The sequence below is a fragment of the Pelagibius sp. genome (assembly GCF_028281305.1).
Classification (GTDB): domain Bacteria; phylum Pseudomonadota; class Alphaproteobacteria; order Kiloniellales; family Kiloniellaceae; genus Pelagibius.
The window spans coordinates 50,724-73,808 of the sequence record NZ_JANQKD010000035.1; the positions used below are offsets into that span (position 1 = coordinate 50,724).

Genomic DNA, 23,085 nt, shown 5'->3' on the forward strand with positions numbered 1-23,085 from the left:
CTTGACAGCCGAAGGGGTGGCTGCAACGGTTTTGCCTCTCGCGAAAAAGTGAGCTTCTGGAAGGCAGGGAAGTGGCCGCACAAGCCTGCATGGTCGAGATCCGTGACGTCTCGAAAGCCTTCGGTGACGTCCTTGCCGTCGACGACGCATCCCTGGCGCTGCCCAAAGGCGAGTTCCTCACCATCCTCGGGCCGAGCGGCTGCGGCAAGACCACATTGCTGCGCATGATCGCCGGATTCATCCGACCGAACGCGGGCGAGATTCTGATCAACGGCGCCGCCGTCGACAACGTGCCGCCCTACCGCCGTTCCATCGGCATGGTGTTTCAGCGCCTCGCGCTCTTTCCCCATATGACGGCAGCACAGAACGTCGCCTATCCGCTGAAGATGCGCGGCTTCGATCCGGTAACGATTCCCGACCGCGTGTCCGAGTACCTGCGGCTGGTGCGGCTGGACGGCTTCGAGAAGCGCCGGCCGCAGGAACTCAGCGGCGGGCAACAGCAACGCGTTGCCATCGCCCGGGCGCTGTCCTTCAGCCCCGACCTGCTGCTGCTCGACGAGCCGCTTTCGGCGCTCGACAAGAAGCTGCGCGAGGAGATGCAGTTGGAGTTCCGACGCATCCAGCAGGAGCTCGGCGTCACCACAATCAACGTCACCCACGACCAGCGCGAAGCGCTTGTGATGTCGGACCAGATCGTGGTGATGAGCGAGGGCCGCATTCAGCAGTCCGACAGCCCGGAGGCGGTCTACCGCGCGCCCTCCAACCGCTTCGTCGCCAACTTCATCGGCCTCACCGCCATGTTCAAAGGGGCGGTGGAGGTCAGCGGCGACGGCGGCATCCTGGTGCGCGTGGGCGATACGGCGCTGAAGGCCCGCGCACAAGGGGAACTCGGCAACGGAACCGCCGTCGACTGCGCTCTCAGGGCCGAACAGGTGCGCATCCTGGACGATCCTGCGAACGGCGATGCGACGGCCTTCGAGAACGTGGTGACCGGGGAGGTGCGCCAGCGGATCTTCGAAGGCGACCGCATGGTCTACGAGATCTCCGTGCCGGCCCTGGCCGATGCGGTCCTCTTCGCCTTCGACCACGACCCTCTGCACCATGCCGAGCACCGGCCGCAGAGCCAAGTGAAACTCGGCTGGAACGCCCGCGATTTCTTTGCCTTTCCCAGCGATCGAACCTGATCGTCTGATCAAAAATCGGAGTGAACGAGAAGAAGGAGGCTCTCATGTCGGATAACCGTGACCCATTCAGGCTGAACCGTCGGCGCTTTCTCAAGGGCTCGGCTCTTGCAACCGGCGCCTTGGCACTGCCGCAGTTCGCATTCGCGGACGGCCACACGAAAAAACCCAGCGAACTGATCGTTCGCGCCTGGGGCGGCGCCTGGGGCGAGTCCCTGCAGGCCGGCGTTGCCGACCCCTTCACCGAGGCGACCGGCATTCCGGTCAGGCTCGACTTCACCGAGGACAACGAGATCAAGCCCAAGATCTGGGCTGCCGTCGATCAGGGTCGCGTGCCGCCGATCCACGTCAATTGGGACACGACGACCAACGCCACCATCTCAGCGCTGCGCGGCGTCACCGTCGATCTCGGCGATCTCAAGGGCCTGGACGGCCTGCTGTCCATCGCCAAGCCGACCGGCATCGACGGCTGGCCGCTGGTCAACACCTACTCCTACGTCTATGTCTGCGCCTATCGGCCGGAGGCCTTTCCGGACGGCCCGCCGGAGTCCTGGCGCGTCATGCTGGACCCGAAGTTCAAGGGGCGCGTGGCTCTCTACGACGACGGTATCGGCTTCAACCCCATCGCCGTCATCGCCGGCGGCGGCAGCATGTCGGACATCCCCGACAACATGGAGCCCGGCTATCAGTTCTACCGCGATCTCAAAGAGAACGAGCCGCTGCTGGGCGAGGATGCTGACTTCACCACCTGGTTCCAGAACGGTGAGATCGACATCGCCTGCACCATCTCGGTGAACGCCCGCGCCGCCAAGCAGAAAGGCATCAACGTCGAGTGGACCGTGCCCAAGGAGGGCTGCAAGGTCGACACCGACGGGCTGTGGATTCCGAAAGGCCTGCCGGCCAACGAGGAGTACTGGTCCAAGCGCTTCATCGAGTTTGCGATCACCCGCGAAGCGCAGGAGAAGTGGTGTTCGCTGCTCGGCCTGCCGCCGGTCTATCCGGGCCTGGAGCCGCCGGCCGATTTGGCCGGCGATCCGGCCTATCCGACGGCCCCCGCCGATTTCGAGAAGCTTGTCAGCGTGCCCTCGCCGGTCCTCGTGGAGAACCAGCCCATCTGGTTCTCCAAGTTCAGTGAAATCATGCAGGGCTGACGCCTATGGCGCGATCGGCCGGGATTCCGTCCCGCGCCGGTCGCGCAAACCTCCGGGGAGAGCAGAGCGAGAAATGGCCGAGACCGCCGCGGGTGGCAAACCGCTGTCATGGCGCCTGATCGACGGTGTCGACCGCCTGGTCGCCGCCGCCTGGCCGCGCGGCCTGCATGGCATGAACGGCTATCTCTTCCTGCTCCCCGCGGTCGCACTGGTCTTCATTCTGGTGATCGGCCTCGGCTACATGGTCGAGTTCAGCCTGCATGAACTGGACCTCGCGACCTATCGCCTGAAGGAGGCTTACAGCCTCACCAACTACCAGACCTTCTTCGAGCGGCCCGTTTACATCCGCGTGCTCTGGCGCAGCCTGCTGGCTGCCGCCATCGTCACCCTGATCACCCTCGTTCTGGCGTTCCCCTACGCCTATCTGATGGTCCGCACCACCTCGGCCGCGACGCGCAAGTTTCTCCTCGTGGCGCTCTTCCTGCCGTTCTTCATCGGCCAGGTGGTGCGCGCCTACGGCTGGCTGATCATCCTCGGCAAGGAAGGGCTGCTGAACAGCATCGTCACCGGTATCGGCCTGCCGCCCTTGGACCTGATCTACAACTACCCGGCGGTGATCCTGGGCCTGGTGCAATACATGCTGCCCTTCGCCGTGCTGCTGCTCACGCCCGCCGTCGCCGCGATCGGCGAAGACATCGAGCTGGCCTCCGAAAGCCTGGGTGCCACCTGGATCGGCACCTTCCGCCATGTGGTCATTCCCATGGCCAAGCCCGGGATCATTGGCGCCGGCATCGTTGTTTTCACCCTGACACTGACGGATTTCGCGATGCCGGAAATCCTCGGCGGCGGCACCTCCGACTTCATCGCCAACGCGATCTACGACAGCTACTTCCAGATCTCCAACATCGGCCTCGGCTCGGCACTCTCCATCGTGCTGACCCTGGTGGGCAGCGCGCTGGTCGCCCTGATGCTGATGATCGCCGGCACCGGCACGCTGGGCTTCGCGGAACGGAAGTCATGAGCGGAGGGCGCTCCAAGGCGGTGGTGCTCTGGGGGCTGACGGTCTTCAGTCTGGTTCTCTTGAGCTTTCCGACCCTGATCATCATCGGCGCTTCCTTCACATCAGGCGACATCATCCGCTTTCCGCCGGAAGGCTTTTCCCTGCGCTGGTACGAGCGGCTCTGGCAGCTCGACAGTTTCAAGGACGCGCTCCTGCGCACCGTCTACGTCTCCGTCGTCTGCACCCTGGTGTCGATCCCCGCCGGCACCCTGGCGGCGCTCGGCATTCTGCGCTACCGCATTCGCTTCCGCCGCAGCCTGCAGGTCTATCTGCTGCTGCCGTTCACCATCCCGCTGGTGGTCTCCGGCCTTGGCATGCTGATCTTCTTCGGCGAGCTTCGCATCCTGGGCTCGCTCTGGCCGGTGGGCGTGGCGCTCTGCGTCATCAACCTGCCCTTCATGATCTGGGCGGTCAGCGCCTCGGCCAACGCTCTGGATTCCGAATTGGAGAACGCGGCAGCAAACTGCGGCGCGCCGCCGGTGGTGGTCTTCTTCACCGTCACGCTGCCGGCCGTGATGCCCGGCGTGATCACCGGTGCCCTGCTGATGTTCATCCTCGCCTTCAACGAGTTCCTGGTCAGCCTTTTCCTCGTCGACTCGCGGATCGTCACCCTGCCGGTGCAGATCTACAATTCCATCCGCAGCGTCATCACCCCCGACCTCGCAGCGGTCTCTGTCGTCTATATCCTGATCGCCGTGCTGGCGGTCTGGCTGCTGGACCGCCTCGTCGGGCTGGAGATTTTCCTGCGCTCGAAATGAACCCGGAGTAAGACCCCTTGTCCAAAGATATCAGCTTTCACAAGCTCTCCGACCTCACCGCCGAGGCGCGCGCCGCGCTGCTGCAGCGCACGGAAGGTAACCTCGATCCCTATCTCGAAAAGGTCGGGCCGATCATCGCCGCGGTCGAGGCCGAAGGCGATGCCGCCCTCGCCCGCTTCGCGCGGGAGTTCGACAACAGCCCGGTCGCCCCCGATGCCATCGCTGCCAGCTCAAGCGATTTCGACGAGGCCTTCGACGCGCTCGACCCGGACATGATCGAAGTCCTCACCTTCGCCTGCGATAACGTACGCCGCTTTCACGAGGCACAGATGCCCGAAGAGATGTGGATGAAGGAGATGCACCCGGGTGTCTTCGCCGGCGACCGCATCGTGCCTATCGACAGCGTTGCCTGCTACGTGCCCCGCGGCAAGGGCGCCTTTCCCAGCGTGGTGATGATGACCGCCATTCCGGCGGTGGTGGCCGGCGTGCCGGAGGCGGTGATCATCACGCCGCCCGGCCCCGACGGCAAGGTCGACGCCGCTACCCTCGTCACCGCGCGCCTGGCGGGGATCGAGCGGGTCTACAAATGCGGCGGCGCCCAGGGGGTGGCGGCGGTGGCCTACGGCACCGAAACCGTGCCGCGCTGCCTGAAGATCGTCGGCCCCGGCAGCCCCTGGGTGGTGGCCGCCAAGCGGCTGCTCGCCGGGCGCATCGACCCCGGCGTTCCCGCCGGCCCCAGCGAGGCCATCATCCTGGCCGACGACACCGCCAACGGCCGGGTCTGTGCGCTCGATCTGCTGATCGAGGCGGAACACGGCTCCGACAGTTCCGCCTACCTGGTGACGGACTCCGCGGCGGTGGCGGAGGCGGCGCGGGCGGCCATTCCGGACTTCTGGCAGGAAATGGGGGAGCAGCGGGTCGGTTTCTCCTCCGACGTGCTCTGCGGACCGCGCGGCGGCATCGTCCTGGCCGAGACCATGGACGAGGCGATTGCTTTCGTGAACGACTACGCGCCGGAGCACCTGGAGATCCAGGCCAAGGACCCGCACCAATACCTCGGCATGATTCGCAACGCTGGCGAGATCCTGATGGGCGAACACACGCCGGTTTCCATCGGCAACTTCGTGCTCGGCCCCAACGCCGTACTGCCGACCAACGCCGCCGCGCGCACCTGCTCGCCGCTCAGCGTCTTCGACTTCACAAAGCGGATCTCCGTCGGCCACGTCACAAAGAAGGGCTACGACCAGCTTGCACCCTATGCACTGAAGTTCGCCCGCTACGAAGGCTTCGATGCGCACGGCAATGCGCTGTCGGAGATGCGCAGTCAGGCCTTCGCCGCGGGTCGGTCCACGTAATAATGTCGCCTGAAGCAAGAGACACGCTTGGCATTCGACTCCGGCTTGCGGAGATGCTCATAATGGCATCCGAGAAGAACGGAAGAGAATGCTAGCAATTCTGCGCCACAAGACCTATCGGCGGTTGTTCTCCGCCCAGGTCCTTTCCCTGATCGGCACGGGCCTCATGACCCTGGCCCTGGCGATCCTCGCCTACGATCTTTCCGGCGCCAGTGCCGGGATTGTGGTCGGGACCATCCTGGCGCTGAAGATGATCGCCTATGTGGGCTTTGCGCCCCTGGCCAGCGCACTGGTTCAGCGCCTGCCTATCAAGCCGCTGCTGGTCGCGCTCGACCTGCTGCGCGTGGCTTTTGTTTTGGCTCTGCCGTTCATCGACCAGGTCTGGCAGATCTACCTTGTCGTCTTCGTGATCCAGCTCTGCTCTGCGGCTTTCACGCCGGCCTTCCAGAGCCTGATCCCCGAGGTTCTGCCGGAGGAAGAGGACTATACCGCGGCGCTTTCTCTCTCGCGCTTTGCCTATGATGTCGAGACGCTGCTGAGCCCGCTCCTGGTCGGCCTGCTTCTGACCGTGATGGAACCCGGCCTGCTGTTCTTCGGCACCGCGATGGGGCTCGCCGGCTCCGCCGCCCTCGTGGTGTTGGCGCAGCTGCCCGAGCGCTCGCGCCCGCTGACCCGGGAGTCGTTCCGGCAGCGGCTGACCAAGGGCTTTGCCATCTATGGCCGCACGCCGCGCCTGCGGGCGCTCTTCGCGCTCAGCCTTACCGTCGCCTGCAGTGGCGCCTGGGTGCTGGTGAACTCGGTGGTCTACGCCCACGAGACCCTGGGTGGCAGCGACCGCACCTATACCGCGCTGCTGATGGCCTTCGGCGCCGGGTCGATGCTGGTCGCCCTCAGCCTGCCGCGCGTGCTTCACCGACTCGCACCCCGGCTCGTTATGGTCGGCGGCGGAGTGCTGCTGGGGCTGGCCCCCCTGGCGGTCCTCACGGCGCCCGGCTTTACGGCCAGCCTGGTGATCTGGTTTGCCCTCGGCGCCGCGACCGCATCGGTGATGACCCCTGCCGGTCTGCTGCTGAAGCGCTCGGCCCGCCCCGCGGACCGACCTGCGCTCTTCGCCACACAATTCTCCCTGTCCCATGCCGGCTGGCTGATCACCTACCCGCTGGCCGGCTGGCTGGGGCTGCACCTGGGCCTGGAGCTGTCTTTCGTGGTCATGGCCTGCGGCGCGCTGGCGGCCGCCGGCGCGGCCTGGGTCCTCTGGCCGGCGACGGACGAGGCCGAGCGCTACCATGTACACCCCGCCATGGACCACGAGCACATGCACGTCCACGACGAACATCACCAGCACGACCACGAGGGCTGGGAGGGGCCGGAGCCCCACAGCCATCCGCACCGCCATGCCAGCCACGGCCATCGCCATGTGTACCTGATCGACGATCACCATCCGGTCTGGTCGATGTAGGAAAGCCCGGTGAAACCGGACACCAGCCGATACCCAGAGCCTTAGGAGATGGGACCGCAGATGCAGAATGAGGGGAAAGCAGAAGAGGGCGCGGCAGGATCCCTGGCCGCGCTCGAGGCGCGGGTCCGCCAGGATCAGCAGTATCTCTGCCGCCCATCGGAGAACTGGGTGCTGCCGCATGACCATGACGGACAGCGCGTGCTGGATGCGGTCATCATCGGCGGCGGCATGTGCGGGCAGCTCGTCTGGTTCGCGCTGACCAGCGGCGGGATGCGCAACATCCGCATTCTCGACCGCAGCCCGGAGGGTCTGGAAGGCCCCTGGATGACCTATGCCCGCATGGAGACCCTGCGCTCGCCCAAGCAGCTCACCGGCCCGGCCTATGGCTTCGGCGCCCTCACCTTCCGCGCCTGGTACACCGCGCAGTACGGCGAGGCCGACTGGGAGGCACTGGACAAGATCCCCCGTCCGATGTGGATGGACTATCTGAAGTGGTACCGCAAGGCGCTGGACATCCCGGTCGAGAACGGTGTGGAAGTGAAGCGCATCCTGCCGGAGGGCGACTACCTGCGTCTCGAACTGGCCGGCGCCGCGGCGGAGCAAAGCCTGCTGACCCGCAAGTGCATCATGGCCACCGGCCGCGAAGGCACCGGGCACCCGCAGATCCCCGCCTTCATCGGCGACCTGCCGCGCAGTCACTGGGCGCATACTTCCGAAGACATCGACTTCGCCGCGCTGAAAGGCAAGCGCGTGGTGGTGATCGGCGCCGGCGCCTCCGCCGTTGAGAATGCCGCCGAGGCCGCAGAACACGGCGCCAAGGAAGTGCGCCACCTGATCCGTCGCCGCGAAATGCCGACCATCAACAAGATGATGGGCATCGGCTCCTTCGGCTTCACCGCCGGCTTCGCGGATTTGCCGGACGAATGGCGCTGGCGCTTCATGCAGTACTCTTTCGCCACCCAGACACCGGCACCGCGCGGCTCCACCCTGCGGGCCAGCCGCAACGACTCTGTTTACTTCCACTTCGGAAAGGGGATCGAAGGGGTGCGGCTCGACGGCGGAGAGCTGGTGATCGACACGGTCGACGGCCTGCGTCTGGCCACCGACTACATGATTCTCGCCACCGGCTTCACCACCGACCCCATGGCGCGCACCGAGCTTGACGGCTACGCCGACAAGATCGAGCTCTGGCGCGACCGCTACACGCCGCCCGCCAACGAGCAGAACGACGATCTCGCCAGGTTCCCTTATCTCAATACGGACTTCACCTTCCGCGAGCGCAGAGCCGGCGAAGCGCCCTGGCTGAAGCATATCTACTGTTTCAACTACGGTGCCTCCGCCAGCCTGGGCAAGGTCAGCGGCGACATCCCGGGGATCAGCGAGGGCGCCTCCTGGCTCGCCCGCGCGCTGGCGGCAACCCTCTATCAGGAAGATGTCGCCGCCTACTTCCAGGGCATGATCGACTACGACAAGCCGGAGCTGCAGGGCGACGAGTGGACCGCCAGCGAAATCGACACCGAAGCCGTGGCGCCCCTCAGCAAGGTGGGGGGCTGATCCATGGCGGCAGACTCCGTGACGGCAAACTCCATAACGGCAGAAGCGCCGGAGCAGACCGACGTGGTGCGGCGCGCGGCAGCCCTGCCGCCCGACAGCCCGCTGCAGGCGGCGCTGGAAGGGCGCGCCGACATTCTGGCGATGACCCAGCAGGCGCACGATGCCGCCCTCGTTCCGGAAGACCCGGGCGGCCTCTCCCACGCCCTACGCGCCGCCTTGGCGCTGCGGGCCGCCCTCCTCCATGAAGAAGAGGCTCTGGCCGACCACTACCGCGGTCTGCTGACGGCGGCCAGCGCCGACGGCGCGATGGTGGCTCTCGCCGATCCCGCCACACAGGATTTCGCCGATCCACGGGTCGCGGCCTTCGCCGCCTATACGGACCTCGCTTCAAAATCGCCGAAGGATGCGACAGCCGATGACATCGAAGCCTTGAAGGCTGCCGGTATCGGCGACGCCGACATCGTCCGCCTGGCCGAGTTGACGGCCTTCCTCGCCTACCAGCTCCGCGTGGTCGCCGGGCTGAAGCTGATGCAGGCGACGGCATGAGCACGGCGCTCTCAGACCCTGCGGTCCTTCATGACTTCACCGTGGAGGTCCCGCACTGGCGCCCCCGCGTGCAGCCCATCGACCTTGCCGAGGCGACGCCGGCGCAGCGCGATGCCTTGAAGGTCACGCCCTCCAACACCAAGGTCTCCGACTACGTGCTGGTGCTGGCCAACGACGTCGAGACGCTGAAGGCGCGCACGCCGCTGTTCAACGCCATCATGTACAACCGCGGCGGCCTCGGGCGCAGCGGGCGGGAACTGGGTGCCGTCGGCGCCTCCGTCGTCAACCGCTGCGTCTACTGCGCCGCCGTCCACGCCAGCCGCTACAACCAGTTGACCAAAGACTCCCGGCAGATGGAGCAGGTCTTCGCTGCCGGTGAGGCTGCGGCGCTGCCGCCGCGCGAGGCAGCCATCTTCGCCTTTGCCGTCAAGCTCTCCAAGACACCCAGCGAAGCGACAGAAGCCGATGTTTTGGCGTTGCGCGAGGCCGGCCTGGAGGAGGCCGAGATCCTCGACCTCGTTCTCTCCACCGCCCTCTTCGGCTGGGCCAACCGGCTGATGCACCTGCTGGGCGATCCGGTGGCCACGCAAGCGGAGGAAGCGTGATGGCCGAAGCGCCGCGCAGCCTTTCCGTCGGCATCGCCGGCGCTGGCGCCATCGCTTTCGGCGCTGCCGCCCTGCTGGAACAGAGCGGCCACAAGGCGGCGCTCTGGTCCCCCTCCGGCGCGCGCACCGAGCGGCTGGCAGCGGGCGAGCCATTGGTCGCCAGCGGTGCGGTCGAAGGCGCGTTCCACCCCCGCGTTGCAACCTCGGCTGCCGACCTCGCCGAGAACGCGGAGGTGATCCTGATCGCCCTGCCCGGCTATGGACACAAGGCCGTCTTCGACGCCCTCGCACCCCATCTGCGCGCCGGTCAGACCGTTCTGATTTCCTCGCACGCCTCCCTCGGCGCGCTCTATCTCTCCAGACTGCTGGCCGCACGGGGGCTGGTCCTTCCCATCGTCGCCTGGGGCACCACCGTCACCTCGGGCCGGCAGCCGAGCCTGGTGGAGGCGCAGGTCAACACGATCCGCAGCAAGGTCGACATCTGCACCCTGCCGGAGTCCTTGGGCGCGGAGGGACTGGCCTGCTGCCAGGCGCTGTTCGGCGACCGCTTCGTCGAGCGCGACGGCCTGCTGGCCATCACCCTCAGCAACCTCAACCCGCAGAACCACATGGGCATCGCGCTCTGCAACATGACGCGCATGGAGCACGGCGAGGCCTGGGGCCAGGGCCTCAATGTCACGCCCAACGTCGGGCGCCTGCTGGAGGCGCTGGACCGCGAGCGTCTGGCGATCTGCGAGGCGCTCGGCCTTTCCGTGCGCACCATCTTCGAGCACTTCCACCTCTCCTTTCATGTCCCGCTGGAGAGCGTCTCGGCCATGAACCAAGAGATGCACCGCGAAGGCCGCGGCGGGACCGGCCCGGCGACGGCGGACAGCCGCTACGTGACCGAGGACGCGCCCTACGGCCTCCTGATGACCGTCAAGCTCGGTGAGCTGGCGGGCCGCCCGGCTACCCTGCACCGTGCGGGGATCGAGATTTTTTCAGCGCTCTACGGGCGCGATTTCTTTCAAGAGAACCGGCTGCTCGAGGCGCTGGGGCTCGACGACATGTCCCTGGAGGCGCTCAAACAGCTCGCCAGGGACGGTTACCCGACGGGTGAGACAAGGCTGGCGGAAGGCCGGCCTCAGCCCAACCCACAAAGCGCGGGATAACACCGCGCACCCGAAACGTCCGGCAATCAGTGAAAACCAAGAAAGAGGGGAAAGAGAGATGAGCAAGATTACGACAAACAGACGCCGCTTCATCAAGGGCGCCGCAGCGGGCGCTGCCGTGCTTGCCGCACCGGCCGTCTGGCGCAGTTCCGCGCGGGCCTCCGACGTGGTCAACGTCTGGACCTATGCCAACTTCATCCCCGACGACTTCAAGGCCGAGTTCGAAAAGGAAACCGGCATCGAGGTCCGCATCCGCCTTGTCGACGACCAGGGCAAGCAGTTCAACCTGCTGGCCGCCGAGGCCCCAAACCCGACTGCCGATGTGGTGACCGTGGCCGGGCACCGCTTCCTGCAGTTCATCGACTCGGAGCTTCTGGCGCCCATGGACACCGGCCGCTTGAAAAACTGGGGCACCATCAACCCGGTCTATTCGGAAAGCGACTGGGCCACCATCAACGGCAACAAGTGGGGCGCGCCGATCCTCTCGGGTGCCGAAATCATGGCCTACAACAGCGAAGAGGTGACGCCGGAGGAAGCCAGGTCCTGGGACATCATGTTCGATGACAAGTACGCCGGCCGCACCGCCTACATCATTCAGGACATGATGTCGGTGATGATCCTGGCCAAGGGCTATGACGGCAACATGATCGAGTACATGGACAACCCCGCACAGGCCGCCGCCATCGTCGAGGAGGTGCGTGACTTCCTGATCTCCCACAAGGACAAGGTGCGCAAATTCTACGACTCCGGCGCCGAGATCCAGCAGATGTTCATCAACCAGGACGTCGTCCTGGCCCACGCCTGGAACGGCCCCATCTCCAAGCTGATCATGGACGGCTTCCCGGTGCGCATGACCATTCCCAAGGAAGGCTCCTACGGCTTCGTCTACACCTTGAACGTCGCCAACAACGGTCCCAATTCGGACAACGCCTACAAGCTGCTCGACGCCCTGCTCGCGTCTTCCCAGGTCGGCGCCGAGATGACCAAGGCCTCCGGTTTCATCTCAACCTTCAAGGGCGCCGATGCGCACCTGAGCGAGCTGGAGAAGAAAGCCGCGTCCTTCACCGAAGAAGAGCTTGAGGGTCTGCGCTTCTTCCGCGCCGAGGCCAACAAGATGAAGTACGAACTGCTGGACCCGGCGGTCGAACAGATCAAGGCCGCCTGAGGCAGCGGAGCCTGTGAGGCGGGGGCGTCCAGAGCGGACGCCCCTTCTTCACCGCCACGCCACAGGCAGCGGGAAAGGCCGTATGGCACAAAGCGATTCCAAACTCGCCGGCGTCGAGCGCGCGGGAGCAAGCGGTAACGGCCGCAGTTTCTGGGGCCGGCTGCTGACCAGCGACCTCTATCAGGCTGTCTCCGCGGTGCTGTTCAAGACCCAACGGCGGCGGTTCTGGCTGCTGGCCAGCTTCCCGCTGTTCTGGGTGGTCTTCGCCCACCTCGGACCGATCCTGCGCATGTTCTGGATCAGCTTCCTCGATTCCTATCCGCCCACCGCCGGCACGGTGCCGCAGCTCACCCTGGCCAACTGGGGCAAGTTCTTCGAGGACGCGATCTTCGTTATGCCCTACTTCCGCACGCTGGGCTTCGCCTTCGTGCTGACGCTTTCGACCCTGATCCTCACCTACCCCGTCGCCTACTTCCTCGCAAAACACGTCCGCCGCAACCGCCAGATGCTTTTTCTGCTCATCCTCCTGATCCCCTTCTGGGTCGGGGAGATCGTGCGCACCTATGCCATCATGATCCTGCTGGGCAACAACGGCGCCGTGAACCTGATCCTGAAGTTCCTCGGCCTCATCGACCGGCCGATCCCCTTCATGTACACCAGCTTCTCCCTGGGGATCGGCATCATCTACCTGACCTCGCTCTACATGCTGCTGCCGCTCTACTCGGCGCTGGAGAAGATCCCCAACACCTATCTTGAGGCTGCCGCCGATCTGGGCGCCGGCTCCTGGACACGGTTCTGGCGGGTGACCCTGCCGCTCTCGAAGGAAGGCATCGCCTCCGGCTGCACTCTGGTGTTCCTGATCTCCACCGGCTACTACGCCACGCCGGTGCTGCTGGGCGGGCCGAGTACCACCGTCTTTGCCGAGACCATCGCCGGCTTCTTCCACGTCGCCGGCGACCAGTGGCCGGTGGGCGCGGCCTTCGCCTCCATCATGCTGATCACCACCCTCACGGCAGCGGCCATCTTCCTGAAGATCATGGGCCGCAGTGGAAAAGGGATGATGGAATGACGCGCCACACCCGCATCCTGATGTCGGTCATCTACTGGGCCTTCATCGTCTATCTCTTCGTGCCACTGGTGCTGATGGTGATGATGGGCTTCAAGGACTCGAAGTTCATCGGCTTTCCGATCCGCGGCTGGACCCTGGAGTGGTACACGGGCATCTTTCAGGATGCCGAGATACTGGGCGTCTTCGGCTACTCGATGGCGATTGCAATTGCCAGCACCGTCCTGTCGCTGAGCATCGGCACCTGGGTCGCCTGCTTCCTGGGGCCTCACAAGTTCCGCGGCAAGCTGATCGTCTTTGCCCTGACCTGCCTGCCGGCGGTGGTGCCGGGTATCATCTCGGCCATCTCGCTGCGCATCTTCGCCCGCGGACTGGAGATCGAGCCCGGCATGCTGGCCATCATCCTCGGTCACACAGTGCACAACGTTCCCTTCGTCGCCTTGGTGGTCATGGCGCGTCTCTCGACCCTGCCGCCCAGCCATATCGAGGCGGCCCGCGACCTGGGGGCGGATGCCATCGTCGCCTTCTTCCGCGTCACCCTGCCCTATCTGGTGCCGGCCCTGGTGGGCGCCGGGGTCTTCTGCATGCTGCTGAGCTTCGACGACTTCGTGCGCTCGTTCTTCCTGGGCAGCTACGAGCCCACCCTGCCGGTGCTGATCTTCGCCATGCTGCGCAGCGGCATGTCGCCGGAGATCAATGCGATCTCCGCTGTCGTCCTGGTGCTGACCGCGATCCTCGGCCTCTGGGCCGAGCGCTCCATGCGGCGGCTGAACAAAGGGTCCTGAGGATGAGTGCTGCCCCAGACATCGACATGAGCCCCAACACCGATTCAGGCAGGGCCATCGTCCACCTGGACGGGGTCACCAAGCGCTTCGGCGCGGTGACCGCCGTCGACGCCCTCGACATGCGCATCGGCGCCGGGGAGTTCATCACCTTTCTCGGCCCCTCGGGCTGCGGCAAGTCGACAACCCTGCGCATGCTCGGCGGCTTCGAGACGCCCACGCAGGGCCGGGTGGTGATCGACGGCGAGGACGTGACGCCTCTGCCGCCCAACCGCCGCGACGTCAACATGGTGTTTCAGGACTATGCCCTCTTCCCGCACATGAGCGTGGCGCGGAACATCGCCTTCGGCCTGGAACTGAAGGGGCGGACCCGGGCGGAGATCGCGCGCCAGAGCGACGACCTCATGGACTTCCTGCAGCTTTCGGCGCTGAGGGACCGCATGCCCGACCAGCTCTCCGGCGGCCAGCGCCAGCGCGTCGCCCTCGCCCGTGCCCTCGCGCCCGACCCCAAGCTGCTGCTGCTGGACGAGCCGCTGGGCGCGCTCGACGCCAAGCTGCGCGGCCAGGTTCAGGTCGAGCTGAAGCAGATCCAGAAACGCACCGGCAAGACCTTCTTCTTCGTCACCCACGACCAGGAGGAAGCGCTCACCATGTCCGACCGCATCGTGGTGATGAACGCCGGGCGCGTGGAGCAGGACGGCACGCCGGAGGATCTCTACTTCCGCCCGCGCAGCCGCTTCGTCGCCGAGTTCATCGGCGAGACCAACCTGATCGAAGGGCGGGTGAAGGGCGCCGAAAACGGCAGCGTGGTGATCGACTGGAACGGCCTGGACCTGAGGGGCGCCGCACCGGGTGCGGTTCCCGCAGCGGGCAGTCCCATCACCGCCTCCCTGCGCCTGGAAAGCCTGGTCTGCCACCCGGCGGCCCCGGCCGAGGGAGACGCCCTGCCCGGCCGCGTCGTCAGCAAGCTCTTCAAGGGCAGCCGCACCACCCTCGACATCCGCGTCGGCGACCATGACGGTGCCGTACTGCGCGCCTACATGGACGCCGGCGCCGCCGAGCGCATCGCCGAGGACCGGGTCTGGGTCACCTGGGACATCAGCCGCCTGGCGGTGCTGCAGGACTAAGCGGGCGGCCTACTGCGCGGCGGAGAGGGAAACCACCTTGCCGTCGCCGGCGTCTTCCGGCCGTGGAGCCGCACCTTTGAAAAGCGCGGCATCGCGCAGCGCTTCGTGCAGGATGAAGTCGTAGGTCCGGCGCACCGGGCCGCTTTCCTTGAGGTCGTGATTGACCAGCACCCAGAGGTCGACGGGGATGTCGAAGTCCTCCGGCAGGATGCGCTGCAGGGTCTTCTCACTCTCCGCGACAAAGCAGGGCAGCGTGGCGATGCCCAGCCCCGCGCGCGCCGCGGCCAACTGAATGTTGGTGTTGTCGGCGCAGAAATCGCAGCCGTCGCTGCCGCTCAACTGCCGCAGCGCCGTGCATTGAGGCAGGTTCTCGACCGCGCCCTCGGCCCCGATGATCCGGTGGCCGGCCAGCGCAGCCGGGCTCTGCGGCAGGCCCCGGTCGGCCAGATAGGCGTCGCTGGCATAGAGGCCGCAATGCACCTTGCCGACCCGCCGGCCAAACAGCGTCTCGTCTTCCGGGTCGCCCATCCTGAACGCGATGTCGGCGCAGTAGCGTTGCACATCGGCCTTCGCAATGCCGACCTGTACGGCATAGCGTACGGAGGAATCGCGATGGGACAGGGCCGCCAGCTTGTCGGTGAGCCAGAAGTTGGCGAGGTTGAAGGTTGTGGCGATGCGCACCGTGGGGCGCGGCAGCCGCGCGGCGTTGTGCAGGAAGTTGTCGATGCCCTCGGCCTCGCGCTCCATGCCCTCGACGAAACGCAAGACCGCCTGTCCGGCCTCGTTCAGGCAGACGCCCTGACAGTCCCGCCCGAAGAGGACCTGGCCTGCCTGCTGCTCAAGCTGCTCGATCCGCCTTGCGACGGTCGGCTGCGAGACCCGCAGCGCCCGCGCCGCCGCCGACAGCGAGCCCTCGCGGGCCACCGCCAGGAAAAATCGAAGATCGTCCCAGTTCATCGTCTGCATAGGGAAGGGCTCTCCCGCGCGCACCACCCAGCGATCTACAGCCTATACGAGATCCACCTCACGCGGTGGTCACGTTTGATTGATGGGTGTCATCCGGTTCCCTAGGATGCACCCCGTGCTCGAACACCGGCAAAAAGGAAAGGCGCTGTGGCCAAGACGCTGTACTGCTGGCGCAGCCGCACGGAGGTGCCGATGCTGGACGAGCAGGAGTGGGAGGAGATCGAGCCGCTCCTGCGCGGAACCATTGAGCAGATCAAGCACTATCGGGCCGAACACGGTGCATCGCTGAGCGAGGCATTGGAGGTCGGACACGGCAAGGACGCTCTCGACCGCTACTTCCAGATCACCGGCTTCCGCGAGACCGACGTGAACGCCCTCTGGCACCGCAGGCTGCGGGACCTCGGGCCGCCCTGCGGCGCCTGCGGCAAACCGTTGCGCACCCCTCGAGCGAAGCTCTGTGCGGCTTGCGGCGCGCAGGCCCCTGCCTCAAGCAGCCCCGGTCCCGAGACGGTCTGACAACCGGATACAGAGATGATGAGTTTTGGTGGACCGACTGGGACAATGGTGGGCACTGGGTTATCTGTATAGTCAGGTCAGCCAAAAATAGCCGCTGACTGCCACGAGCTGTACCGAAACTCAACGTTGGCCTAATTGAAAAAGAAGCAGCGCAAAGCCTAGCCTCTCCAGCCGGTTACTGACAGACGTAGAATGATACAACGCGAAAACTTGAGGCTAAGCAAACCCGGAAGCGCTTCGCCTATTTCGTAGCGCCGCCTTCACGAGATTAGCAGCGCTTGCTTGAGACGCTCGTACCAGCGAGGCTGATCCAATCTAAGCCAGTGAATGTCGCGCAAGCTCGGAGGCGGCTGACATCCATCTATGATAATCGGGATGACGTAGCGAGCACCTTCCGGGCGCAATTTCTGCTGCTCAAGTGCGTACTTCAGCTCGCGTTGGAAGTAGCCGGTCTTTGACACACTGCTAGAGGACAGGAAAAGAAGTATGAAATCCGATTGCTCTATTCCTTTGTCTATTTTGCGCCTCCAGTCGTCTCCTGGGAGAAGATCATTCTCGTCAAACCAAGTGAGTACTCCATCCTGAAGTAGACGAGCAGCCAAGCCACTGACAAACTCACTATCGTCCTTGGCATGCGACAGGAATGCCAGTGTCACGGGCAATTCGATTATGCCATCTCGGATCTCAAGATCCGGATAGTCAGTCCAGGCATCCTGAAGAGGCAGCTGAACGCGAACGGAGACAGTTCCGGGCGCCCTGCCTATTCTCAGTTCTACAATTGTGCCGTCCGGCACCTCCTTACGGCCCTTTGTGAAGATGCTATGTAGCTCGAACTCAGGCATTTCAGACAATCAAAGCTCCGACTCAGGTCTGCACCAAAACCAAACATCCGATTTGCAGTCAGCCAATACGTAAGCGACCAGCTTGCTCCACGTTCTGTGTCCTAACTGGTATAGTCGAGTGCTCGTATGAGCAGCCTAACGAACTCGCTATTCCGGCATACTGCGTCGACGGCGAGGCTTGCGTCGTCGTGCAAGTCGTTGTCGAACTGGTGAACTGTACCGACCGAAACGACCATCGATCTCAGTTAGCGTTTCTCGCGCACCATGCGCATCGATCTCAATCATCGCCTCAAAGAGAGCTACGCCAGGCTGACGCAACGCCCCTCCCAGTCGATGAAGTGTAAGTGCAAGGTCGGTAAGCTGTGGTGCAGCAGCAGCCGGCTCAGTCTGGATGTCTCCGAGCTCGCTACGCCAAGCGCTAACGAGTTTCTCAGCGATGGTCGCAATGAGCTCCGCCTCATAAGGGAGCAGCGCCTGAAGCTGCTCCACCACGAAGTGCGAGGGCGCAGCCGACATATCAGTGCTGGGATCTGCCAGTGCGCGGAGCAACTTTACTGTTGATACGTCGGGTGTTAGTTCGTCGATCACTCTGAAGACGTCCATCACTACAGCTACAAGCTCTTGGCTCGCACCTTTTAGCAAGGCGACCAGGACCTCACTCGCGTTCAGTCGTAGCCTCCCATCAGGCCATAAATTCACGGCTGCATGCGCCAAACCAGCTTTCATGTCATTTGTGCCGGAGGCGATTATCTCGTCCCTCGCCCTCACCCAGTTGTCTTTCTCATTAACAGCGGCAATCAAACCGACGAGTTCGCCATAGGCTTGCTGCAGCAGTGCTTGGTCAGACTTAGGCCAGTCGTTGATGAGATCGAACACAAGCTGATCGTCCCAGCGCTGGGCGTAGGCAAAAAAAGTGATCGCTTCTCGGGTTTCAAGAACTTCCGGAAAGCGGTCAAACATCTTGCGCAGAAATGCCGACACCCCTTGCGGAGTGGAACCACCAGCGTTGTAGAGCCGATACAAAAGCGCTTTCCATGTATTCGGATCACGCTCGTGCAGAAGGTGGCTATCGAGAATTGCAAGATAACGATCTCGGCCCAGCTCTTTCCTTCTCAAAAGGACCGAGGCGAGCGCTGAGAGTATTGTAAAGTTGCCGTGCGGAAGGACCGAGGTACTGCCATAACCCCAAAGAACACTCTCTTTCTGAGAACCACTTTCATTCGACCTAAAGTCGAGTTCGATGTCCTCATCCCCCGCTGCATCCTCAGAAGGAGTTGAGGTGTGGCCCAACCAGCCTTCCAGTATGCCGATCACCTCTTCACTGACGCCGCCATCTCTGTTTGCAATCTTCTCAATAGCGCGTGCGGCTGAGTCTTTGAACTCCTCAGCCTGAAATCCACGAGCGTGCAAGTCGAGTAGAGCATCAATGATAAAACTGTCATTGGGTGCATCCTCAGCCATCGCATCAAGCGCATAACCGGCGGCCCGCTCCTGTTGCAGTGGCTCAAACTGTTCGATGAGACGGATTGCGCGCTCAGGATCGCTCCGCGCAAACTCCGCAAAGGCCCGAGACAGCTGAACATTTCCGCCCTCCATCCAGCGAGTCGGATGATCCCAACTACTGCTGTCTGGAATCTCGCGGAAGATCTTGAGAACATCGCGATCTTTGGCCTTCTCCATTTCAACAGCTTCCATAGGCGACCCTACCCAGCCACCTCTAACATCGCTTATTGAGCGGTCAAAGCGGCCGCCCAACGCGCGCTGTTCGATAACCACTAACTCGCGGTTGGCGCGTGAGAGTCGCTCGACGCCGATAGCTTGCAGAAGATCCTTTCTTGTTGCTCGAACTAGGTCAGCGAAGAGCTTGCGCTGTTCCGGGTCACTGAGGTGCTCGGGAACTGAAGGCTTATAGTTGAGAACTGCTTTCTCAAGGCGACCGACCTCCCCGTCTGACCAGTTTGGTGCGCACGCTCGGACCAGATCGATCGTTGTGCTCCGATGGCCGTAGCGCGTGCCTAGTTGGAATCGGCGAGGGTCGCGAACCAGCCACTCAAGCGCAGCCGACGTGAGCTCACCTGCCGCGATTCGATATCCGTGAGCAATCAACTGTTGGACAATCAAAATCTCAAGTTGGGAATTCTCCTGCACCCACTCCGAGAACCGCTCCGGGGCGTCGCTCGCCAACTCTTCAACTGCAACTTGGAGAGCGCTTATCAACGGTTTTTCCCGCCCCAACGGGCGGTCCTCAGAGGGCCTCAGATCGATTTCGAGAACATATTGACCAGGGTAGATATACCCTACGCGTTCGCCTTCAGAGTGCGCGAGAATCTCTGAGAAGACAGCGACGTACCAAGTCCAAACATACTCCAGAAACACTGAGGGAGCAGCTTCTGCTAGCGCTGATAGATCGTGCCACTCCATCGCTTCCAAAAGATTGTCGAATTCTTTCGTTGGCCGGTGCTCAAAGTACCAGGATGCCTTCTGCGCTTCCGTCCCATCAGTCGGAAACGGGGGCGATTGCTGTTTGCCCCTTGCCTCGGCAAGCAGAAAGTCGAGTTTGAGCCGAACCAAGCGCGCGGCCACGTCTGGTTGCTCTACCGCAATGGTCTGGGCGGTATGCTCAACCCGCCATGCTGAGATCGGAGTACGTTCGAGGACTAGGCTAGCGATCTCCTCGACTTCCGCAGTCCAACTTGGGCACTCGTGAATGGCCATCCAAGAGTAGCCATCTCTATCTGCATGGGGCAGCCAGCGCTCCTTGATGAGCTGAATGACCCGCTCACCGGACGTCGCCCAGTTCGATGCAAGTACCTTCAACGCTTGGCTTGCTTCCGCATCGGTCCCTGACATCGCATCTCGAATGACGCTCAAAGCAAAATGAGCAAACCACCCTGAACTACCGACAATCGCTTTGAGACCAAATAGCCGGAGCTCCGACGAGCTCAATATGGCCGCCATGCACGTTTTCTCAAATTCCAGCGGATCTCTTACTTGTCCAAGGAACTCAATCAGAAGGAGGCGGAGATGACGCCGCAGATCCTTTGTCTTCCATATCTCCAGGAACTCCCGCCTGTAAGAGTTAACTTCGGCTTCCCGCAGATAACTGAGCGCTGACCAAACCTTTGCTCGGACGAACAATGAATCTTGGCGCTCAAGCACGTACGTCGATAGCAGCCCTATACTCCGAACAAAGGTTCTGGCAAGGACGTATTCAAAAACCGTTTGGTGGCTAAATGAGACGCTGAGATTGTTTTCCGACCGTACGATAAATCCAAGCGCTTCCAGGCGTTCTAGAGAATCCAAACTTCCATCGAAGCGAGCCGCCGCAAGCCAAAGAGACTCTTCCTCCGCCATCTGTCCGGCAAGGTCCGAGGCAAGCACAATAAGATCCTTGCTATCGTCGGCAGACGCAATCCGGTCGCGCCAAAGTTGCTCCAGCATCGCCTGATAAGTGGTGAAGGGCTCAGTTCGGCCCACGCCCACAAGAGCAATAAAGATCTTCAGTGCCTGTGGAATTCGCACGATGTCTCGTGCTTTGTCGGGCCAGGAATCAGAGTCGATGCCTACTTCGGAAAGCTGCTCTTTCACCTCGTGCCATGGTGGAAGCGCTAGCGTAACCGACTCTGCTTCGACCGCACGCAATCGAACATCATGGTTGAACTCAAAAGCGCGCGCAGAAAGCAGGACATGAACGTTGGCTTCTCCGCCAATGCGACGGACCAGATTGAGAAGGACGTTCAATCTCCCACTTCGAAGATCAAGTTGGCTTGCAAGAGCGTCCAGTTGATCAATGAAAACATAGACCGGTTGCAGCGCTGCCAAGCGGAGAATGAGATCGCTGGGTGGGGCCGGCAACTGCAGCTCGCGCTGCAAATCAGATTCGGTGCGTACATCCGTCGAAAGGAAATCGGATTTCAGTGCAAACACAGTGGCACCTTCTCCGAGCAAGTCAGAAGCTATCCTGGAGACAAGGGCGGATTTGCCTGAGCCAGGCTCCCCAAGAAGCACCGTCGAGCTTGTGGCGGACTGGAATCGGGCTTCAATGGTGTCTCGCTCGGACCTCTTCATCCATCTGCCCCCCGGAAGCGTTTTCTCCCAGGCCAAAAGGTCGACCGAAGCCACGGCCAAGGCTTCTTTAGCCTTCTCCGCTTGGGGGACCATCTCCAGTGGGACTGCACCAAGCAGGGTGACACCGCTATCCGCTGCAGCCTCCCGAAGCTTCACTATGTCCATCGCGTGTGAGTCGGATTCACGGACACTCATTACGAGCCGAACAGACCCGACGTCAACGCGTATCAGGGTCAAGTTCCCGTCACCGGTCGCCTCCTTCAAACGTTTGATAACGGCCTGGACCTTCTCTTCCGACCACTCGTCCTTCGCGCCCTCGAAGTTGAAGACGAAGTCAATTCTGCGCTCTTCAGCATTTGAAACATCCTCAGGCGCCTCCTGTGCCGATCTTGGCCGCTTTGCTTCGCTATCTGCCACAGGGCCACCTGGTATCGGCACCTTGCTCCTAAAAGATAGAATACTGAACGCAAACGCCGCGGCGTGAGCCGCCGCGATAGGCTGATGCAACTTGTCGTTCTGGTGATCTTTGCCAGCGCACATATCGGAGATTCCGCGCACGATTATGGCCGACGTGTTCTCATAGTGCGCTGCGTTCATGACCCCCCAGCCTTCCATCTCGACAGCGCCACAATCGTTGAAGTGAGAACGAAGCCAGACATAGCGAGGCGACTTCCCTCCAGCGACAATTTCCTCGCCCGAGACGATGCCTTTGATGACGGCCGAAGGAGGAAAATCGCAGGGGTAACTTACCTTGCTCGGCAGCTCCATCTTGTCCGGCGCGCGTATCAGATCTATCCACTCATCGGAATAGATGAGACCTTGAGCTGCGGTCAGAAGTTCTCGCGCAGGAACCAACCCATGAGGCCTGCCAAGTGTTCCCGTGTCCTCCACTTTCGCGGAGTGTCCGTTGTAGACGTAGTCACCTACAACGACGCTGCCAATTGGGATGTCTTCCTTCAGCGACCCCGCGACACCTACGAACATCTGGACGTGAAAACTACCAAACTCCTGATAGGCTTTGCTGGCGACGAGTCCTGCATCAGTGTTCCCCTGAGGTGTGATTGCGTGGATGATAAGCCAATCCCCTGCTGGGTCTGAAAAGCGTCCATACTCGTAAAATCCACCCTTCTCGCCAATCACCACCTCTGGATCGACAAGGTGCGCTTTCACTGCCCGGCTCTCACATACTACGGTCGTCATGATGAGTGCCCGCCGTGGATGGATGCGGAACTCTTTTTGGACCTCGGCTGGAGTACGGTAGGCCATTTTCTCCTTGCGAGCTGCTTCTAGTCTTACTTCACAGGTCGGTTGGTAGGACTTGGACCAGTACTGTGCATCCCCTATCTATTCTCTCTCCAAGTACCGTTTTCGGCGCACTACCGTTTAAGAAGTTCTCAGTCCGCACCTGCCCCGTGAGCAGTAACACGGGGGGCTCAAAATACACGGTAGTTGCGGACACTCCCCCAGCCGGTGATAGCCTCTACCTTGCACCCTACCAATAGTTGAAGAACCCACCCCGAGTCGGCAAGCCCCTTCCAAGGGGCTTTTCCGCAGGAAAAGCCGTGCAGACCCCTCTGCTTGGGTGGGAGCGCCGGGTCAAGGCCGGCGCTATGAGCGTAGTGAATGATGAGGTTTGGTGGGCGTACTAGGACTCGAACCTAGGACCCGCTGATTAAGAGTCAGCTGCTCTACCAACTGAGCTATACGCCCCCGAAAGTCGGGTTTCCCGGAGC

The 23,085-nt window shown here is 62.8% G+C and carries 18 protein-coding genes and 1 tRNA gene; 15 read left to right on the top strand and 4 right to left on the bottom strand.

Annotation, left to right across the window (positions count from 1 at the left end):
- Nucleotides 1-71 precede the first annotated feature (71 nt).
- The 14 genes from Q0982_RS08830 (at nucleotide 72) to Q0982_RS08895 (ending at nucleotide 14,960) form a co-directional block, all read left to right on the top strand.
- On the top strand, nucleotides 72-1,184 hold the full coding sequence (locus Q0982_RS08830; RefSeq protein ID WP_322096982.1) for an ABC transporter ATP-binding protein: 1,113 nt from the start codon (nucleotides 72-74) through the stop codon (nucleotides 1,182-1,184).
- Nucleotides 1,185-1,228: 44 nt separating this feature from the next.
- Nucleotides 1,229-2,332 carry a PotD/PotF family extracellular solute-binding protein gene (locus Q0982_RS08835; RefSeq protein WP_299394312.1) on the top strand — a complete coding sequence of 368 codons (1,104 nt, stop codon included), beginning with the start codon at nucleotides 1,229-1,231 and terminating at the stop codon, nucleotides 2,330-2,332.
- Between the two features lie 73 nt (nucleotides 2,333-2,405).
- A complete protein-coding gene (locus Q0982_RS08840) occupies nucleotides 2,406-3,353 on the top strand; it encodes an ABC transporter permease (protein ID WP_299394315.1) in 948 nt (315 codons plus the stop codon).
- Entirely contained in the window at nucleotides 3,350-4,150 is an 801-nt protein-coding gene (locus tag Q0982_RS08845; protein ID WP_299394316.1) for an ABC transporter permease, read from the top strand. Before Q0982_RS08840 ends, Q0982_RS08845 begins: the two co-directional genes overlap by 4 nt.
- Nucleotides 4,151-4,167: 17 nt before the next feature.
- Nucleotides 4,168-5,505: a histidinol dehydrogenase gene (gene hisD, locus Q0982_RS08850; protein ID WP_299394319.1), complete on the top strand. Its 1,338-nt coding sequence runs from the start codon at nucleotides 4,168-4,170 to the stop codon at nucleotides 5,503-5,505.
- A gap of 88 nt (nucleotides 5,506-5,593) precedes the next feature.
- On the top strand, nucleotides 5,594-6,964 hold the full coding sequence (locus tag Q0982_RS08855; RefSeq protein ID WP_299394320.1) for an MFS transporter: 1,371 nt from the start codon (nucleotides 5,594-5,596) through the stop codon (nucleotides 6,962-6,964).
- A gap of 60 nt (nucleotides 6,965-7,024) precedes the next feature.
- On the top strand, nucleotides 7,025-8,518 hold the full coding sequence (locus Q0982_RS08860) for an NAD(P)-binding domain-containing protein (RefSeq protein WP_299394323.1): 1,494 nt from the start codon (nucleotides 7,025-7,027) through the stop codon (nucleotides 8,516-8,518).
- Nucleotides 8,519-8,521: 3 nt separating this feature from the next.
- Nucleotides 8,522-9,064, top strand: coding sequence for a CMD domain-containing protein (locus Q0982_RS08865; protein WP_299394325.1), 543 nt, complete (start codon nucleotides 8,522-8,524; stop codon nucleotides 9,062-9,064).
- The gene (locus Q0982_RS08870) at nucleotides 9,061-9,669 is read left to right on the top strand and encodes a peroxidase-related enzyme (protein ID WP_299394327.1); all 609 of its coding nucleotides are present in this window, start codon (nucleotides 9,061-9,063) and stop codon (nucleotides 9,667-9,669) included. The genes Q0982_RS08865 and Q0982_RS08870 overlap by 4 nt, the downstream gene beginning before the upstream one ends.
- Nucleotides 9,669-10,820 (top strand): NAD/NADP octopine/nopaline dehydrogenase family protein, encoded by a 1,152-nt coding sequence (locus Q0982_RS08875; protein WP_299394329.1) that lies wholly within the window; start codon nucleotides 9,669-9,671, stop codon nucleotides 10,818-10,820. Before Q0982_RS08870 ends, Q0982_RS08875 begins: the two co-directional genes overlap by 1 nt.
- Nucleotides 10,821-10,878: 58 nt before the next feature.
- A complete protein-coding gene (locus Q0982_RS08880) occupies nucleotides 10,879-11,985 on the top strand; it encodes a PotD/PotF family extracellular solute-binding protein (protein WP_299394332.1) in 1,107 nt (368 codons plus the stop codon).
- A gap of 82 nt (nucleotides 11,986-12,067) precedes the next feature.
- Nucleotides 12,068-13,054, top strand: coding sequence for an ABC transporter permease (locus tag Q0982_RS08885; RefSeq protein WP_299394333.1), 987 nt, complete (start codon nucleotides 12,068-12,070; stop codon nucleotides 13,052-13,054).
- On the top strand, nucleotides 13,051-13,836 hold the full coding sequence (locus Q0982_RS08890; RefSeq protein WP_299394335.1) for an ABC transporter permease: 786 nt from the start codon (nucleotides 13,051-13,053) through the stop codon (nucleotides 13,834-13,836). Before Q0982_RS08885 ends, Q0982_RS08890 begins: the two co-directional genes overlap by 4 nt.
- 2 nt (nucleotides 13,837-13,838) lie before the next feature.
- The gene (locus Q0982_RS08895; RefSeq protein ID WP_299394337.1) at nucleotides 13,839-14,960 is read left to right on the top strand and encodes an ABC transporter ATP-binding protein; all 1,122 of its coding nucleotides are present in this window, start codon (nucleotides 13,839-13,841) and stop codon (nucleotides 14,958-14,960) included.
- A gap of 9 nt (nucleotides 14,961-14,969) precedes the next feature.
- Here Q0982_RS08895 and Q0982_RS08900 read toward each other — a convergent pair whose 3' ends face one another.
- Complete coding sequence (locus tag Q0982_RS08900) at nucleotides 14,970-15,926, bottom strand: LysR family transcriptional regulator (RefSeq protein WP_299394340.1); 957 nt, start codon at nucleotides 15,924-15,926, stop codon at nucleotides 14,970-14,972.
- A gap of 147 nt (nucleotides 15,927-16,073) precedes the next feature.
- Between Q0982_RS08900 and Q0982_RS08905 the strand changes: the two genes are divergently transcribed.
- Nucleotides 16,074-16,442 carry a hypothetical protein gene (locus Q0982_RS08905; RefSeq protein WP_299394342.1) on the top strand — a complete coding sequence of 123 codons (369 nt, stop codon included), beginning with the start codon at nucleotides 16,074-16,076 and terminating at the stop codon, nucleotides 16,440-16,442.
- Nucleotides 16,443-16,702: 260 nt separating this feature from the next.
- Here Q0982_RS08905 and Q0982_RS08910 read toward each other — a convergent pair whose 3' ends face one another.
- The 3 genes from Q0982_RS08910 to Q0982_RS08920 form a co-directional block, all read right to left on the bottom strand.
- Nucleotides 16,703-17,284 carry a toll/interleukin-1 receptor domain-containing protein gene (locus Q0982_RS08910; RefSeq protein ID WP_299394345.1) on the bottom strand — a complete coding sequence of 194 codons (582 nt, stop codon included), beginning with the start codon at nucleotides 17,282-17,284 and terminating at the stop codon, nucleotides 16,703-16,705.
- A 147-nt stretch (nucleotides 17,285-17,431) separates the two neighbouring features.
- A complete protein-coding gene (locus Q0982_RS08915; protein WP_299394347.1) occupies nucleotides 17,432-22,618 on the bottom strand; it encodes a hypothetical protein in 5,187 nt (1,728 codons plus the stop codon).
- A gap of 368 nt (nucleotides 22,619-22,986) precedes the next feature.
- Nucleotides 22,987-23,062 (bottom strand) — tRNA-Lys (locus Q0982_RS08920).
- Nucleotides 23,063-23,085: the final 23 nt, after the last annotated feature.

Excerpts from the sequence above, each read along its gene's own strand:
- Q0982_RS08855 (WP_299394320.1), top strand. The coding sequence starts at position 5,594 with ATGCTAGCAATTCTGCGCCACAAGACCTATCGGCGGTTGTTCTCCGCC.
- Q0982_RS08910 (WP_299394345.1), bottom strand. The coding sequence starts at position 17,284 with ATGCCTGAGTTCGAGCTACATAGCATCTTCACAAAGGGCCGTAAGGAG.
- Q0982_RS08890 (WP_299394335.1), top strand. The coding sequence starts at position 13,051 with ATGACGCGCCACACCCGCATCCTGATGTCGGTCATCTACTGGGCCTTC.
- Q0982_RS08915 (WP_299394347.1), bottom strand. The coding sequence starts at position 22,618 with ATGGCCTACCGTACTCCAGCCGAGGTCCAAAAAGAGTTCCGCATCCAT.
- Q0982_RS08895 (WP_299394337.1), top strand. The coding sequence starts at position 13,839 with ATGAGTGCTGCCCCAGACATCGACATGAGCCCCAACACCGATTCAGGC.
- Q0982_RS08865 (WP_299394325.1), top strand. The coding sequence starts at position 8,522 with ATGGCGGCAGACTCCGTGACGGCAAACTCCATAACGGCAGAAGCGCCG.
- Q0982_RS08875 (WP_299394329.1), top strand. The coding sequence starts at position 9,669 with ATGGCCGAAGCGCCGCGCAGCCTTTCCGTCGGCATCGCCGGCGCTGGC.
- Q0982_RS08860 (WP_299394323.1), top strand. The coding sequence starts at position 7,025 with ATGCAGAATGAGGGGAAAGCAGAAGAGGGCGCGGCAGGATCCCTGGCC.
- Q0982_RS08885 (WP_299394333.1), top strand. The coding sequence starts at position 12,068 with ATGGCACAAAGCGATTCCAAACTCGCCGGCGTCGAGCGCGCGGGAGCA.
- Q0982_RS08880 (WP_299394332.1), top strand. The coding sequence starts at position 10,879 with ATGAGCAAGATTACGACAAACAGACGCCGCTTCATCAAGGGCGCCGCA.
- Q0982_RS08870 (WP_299394327.1), top strand. The coding sequence starts at position 9,061 with ATGAGCACGGCGCTCTCAGACCCTGCGGTCCTTCATGACTTCACCGTG.
- Q0982_RS08900 (WP_299394340.1), bottom strand. The coding sequence starts at position 15,926 with ATGCAGACGATGAACTGGGACGATCTTCGATTTTTCCTGGCGGTGGCC.
- Q0982_RS08840 (WP_299394315.1), top strand. The coding sequence starts at position 2,406 with ATGGCCGAGACCGCCGCGGGTGGCAAACCGCTGTCATGGCGCCTGATC.
- Q0982_RS08845 (WP_299394316.1), top strand. The coding sequence starts at position 3,350 with ATGAGCGGAGGGCGCTCCAAGGCGGTGGTGCTCTGGGGGCTGACGGTC.
- Q0982_RS08835 (WP_299394312.1), top strand. The coding sequence starts at position 1,229 with ATGTCGGATAACCGTGACCCATTCAGGCTGAACCGTCGGCGCTTTCTC.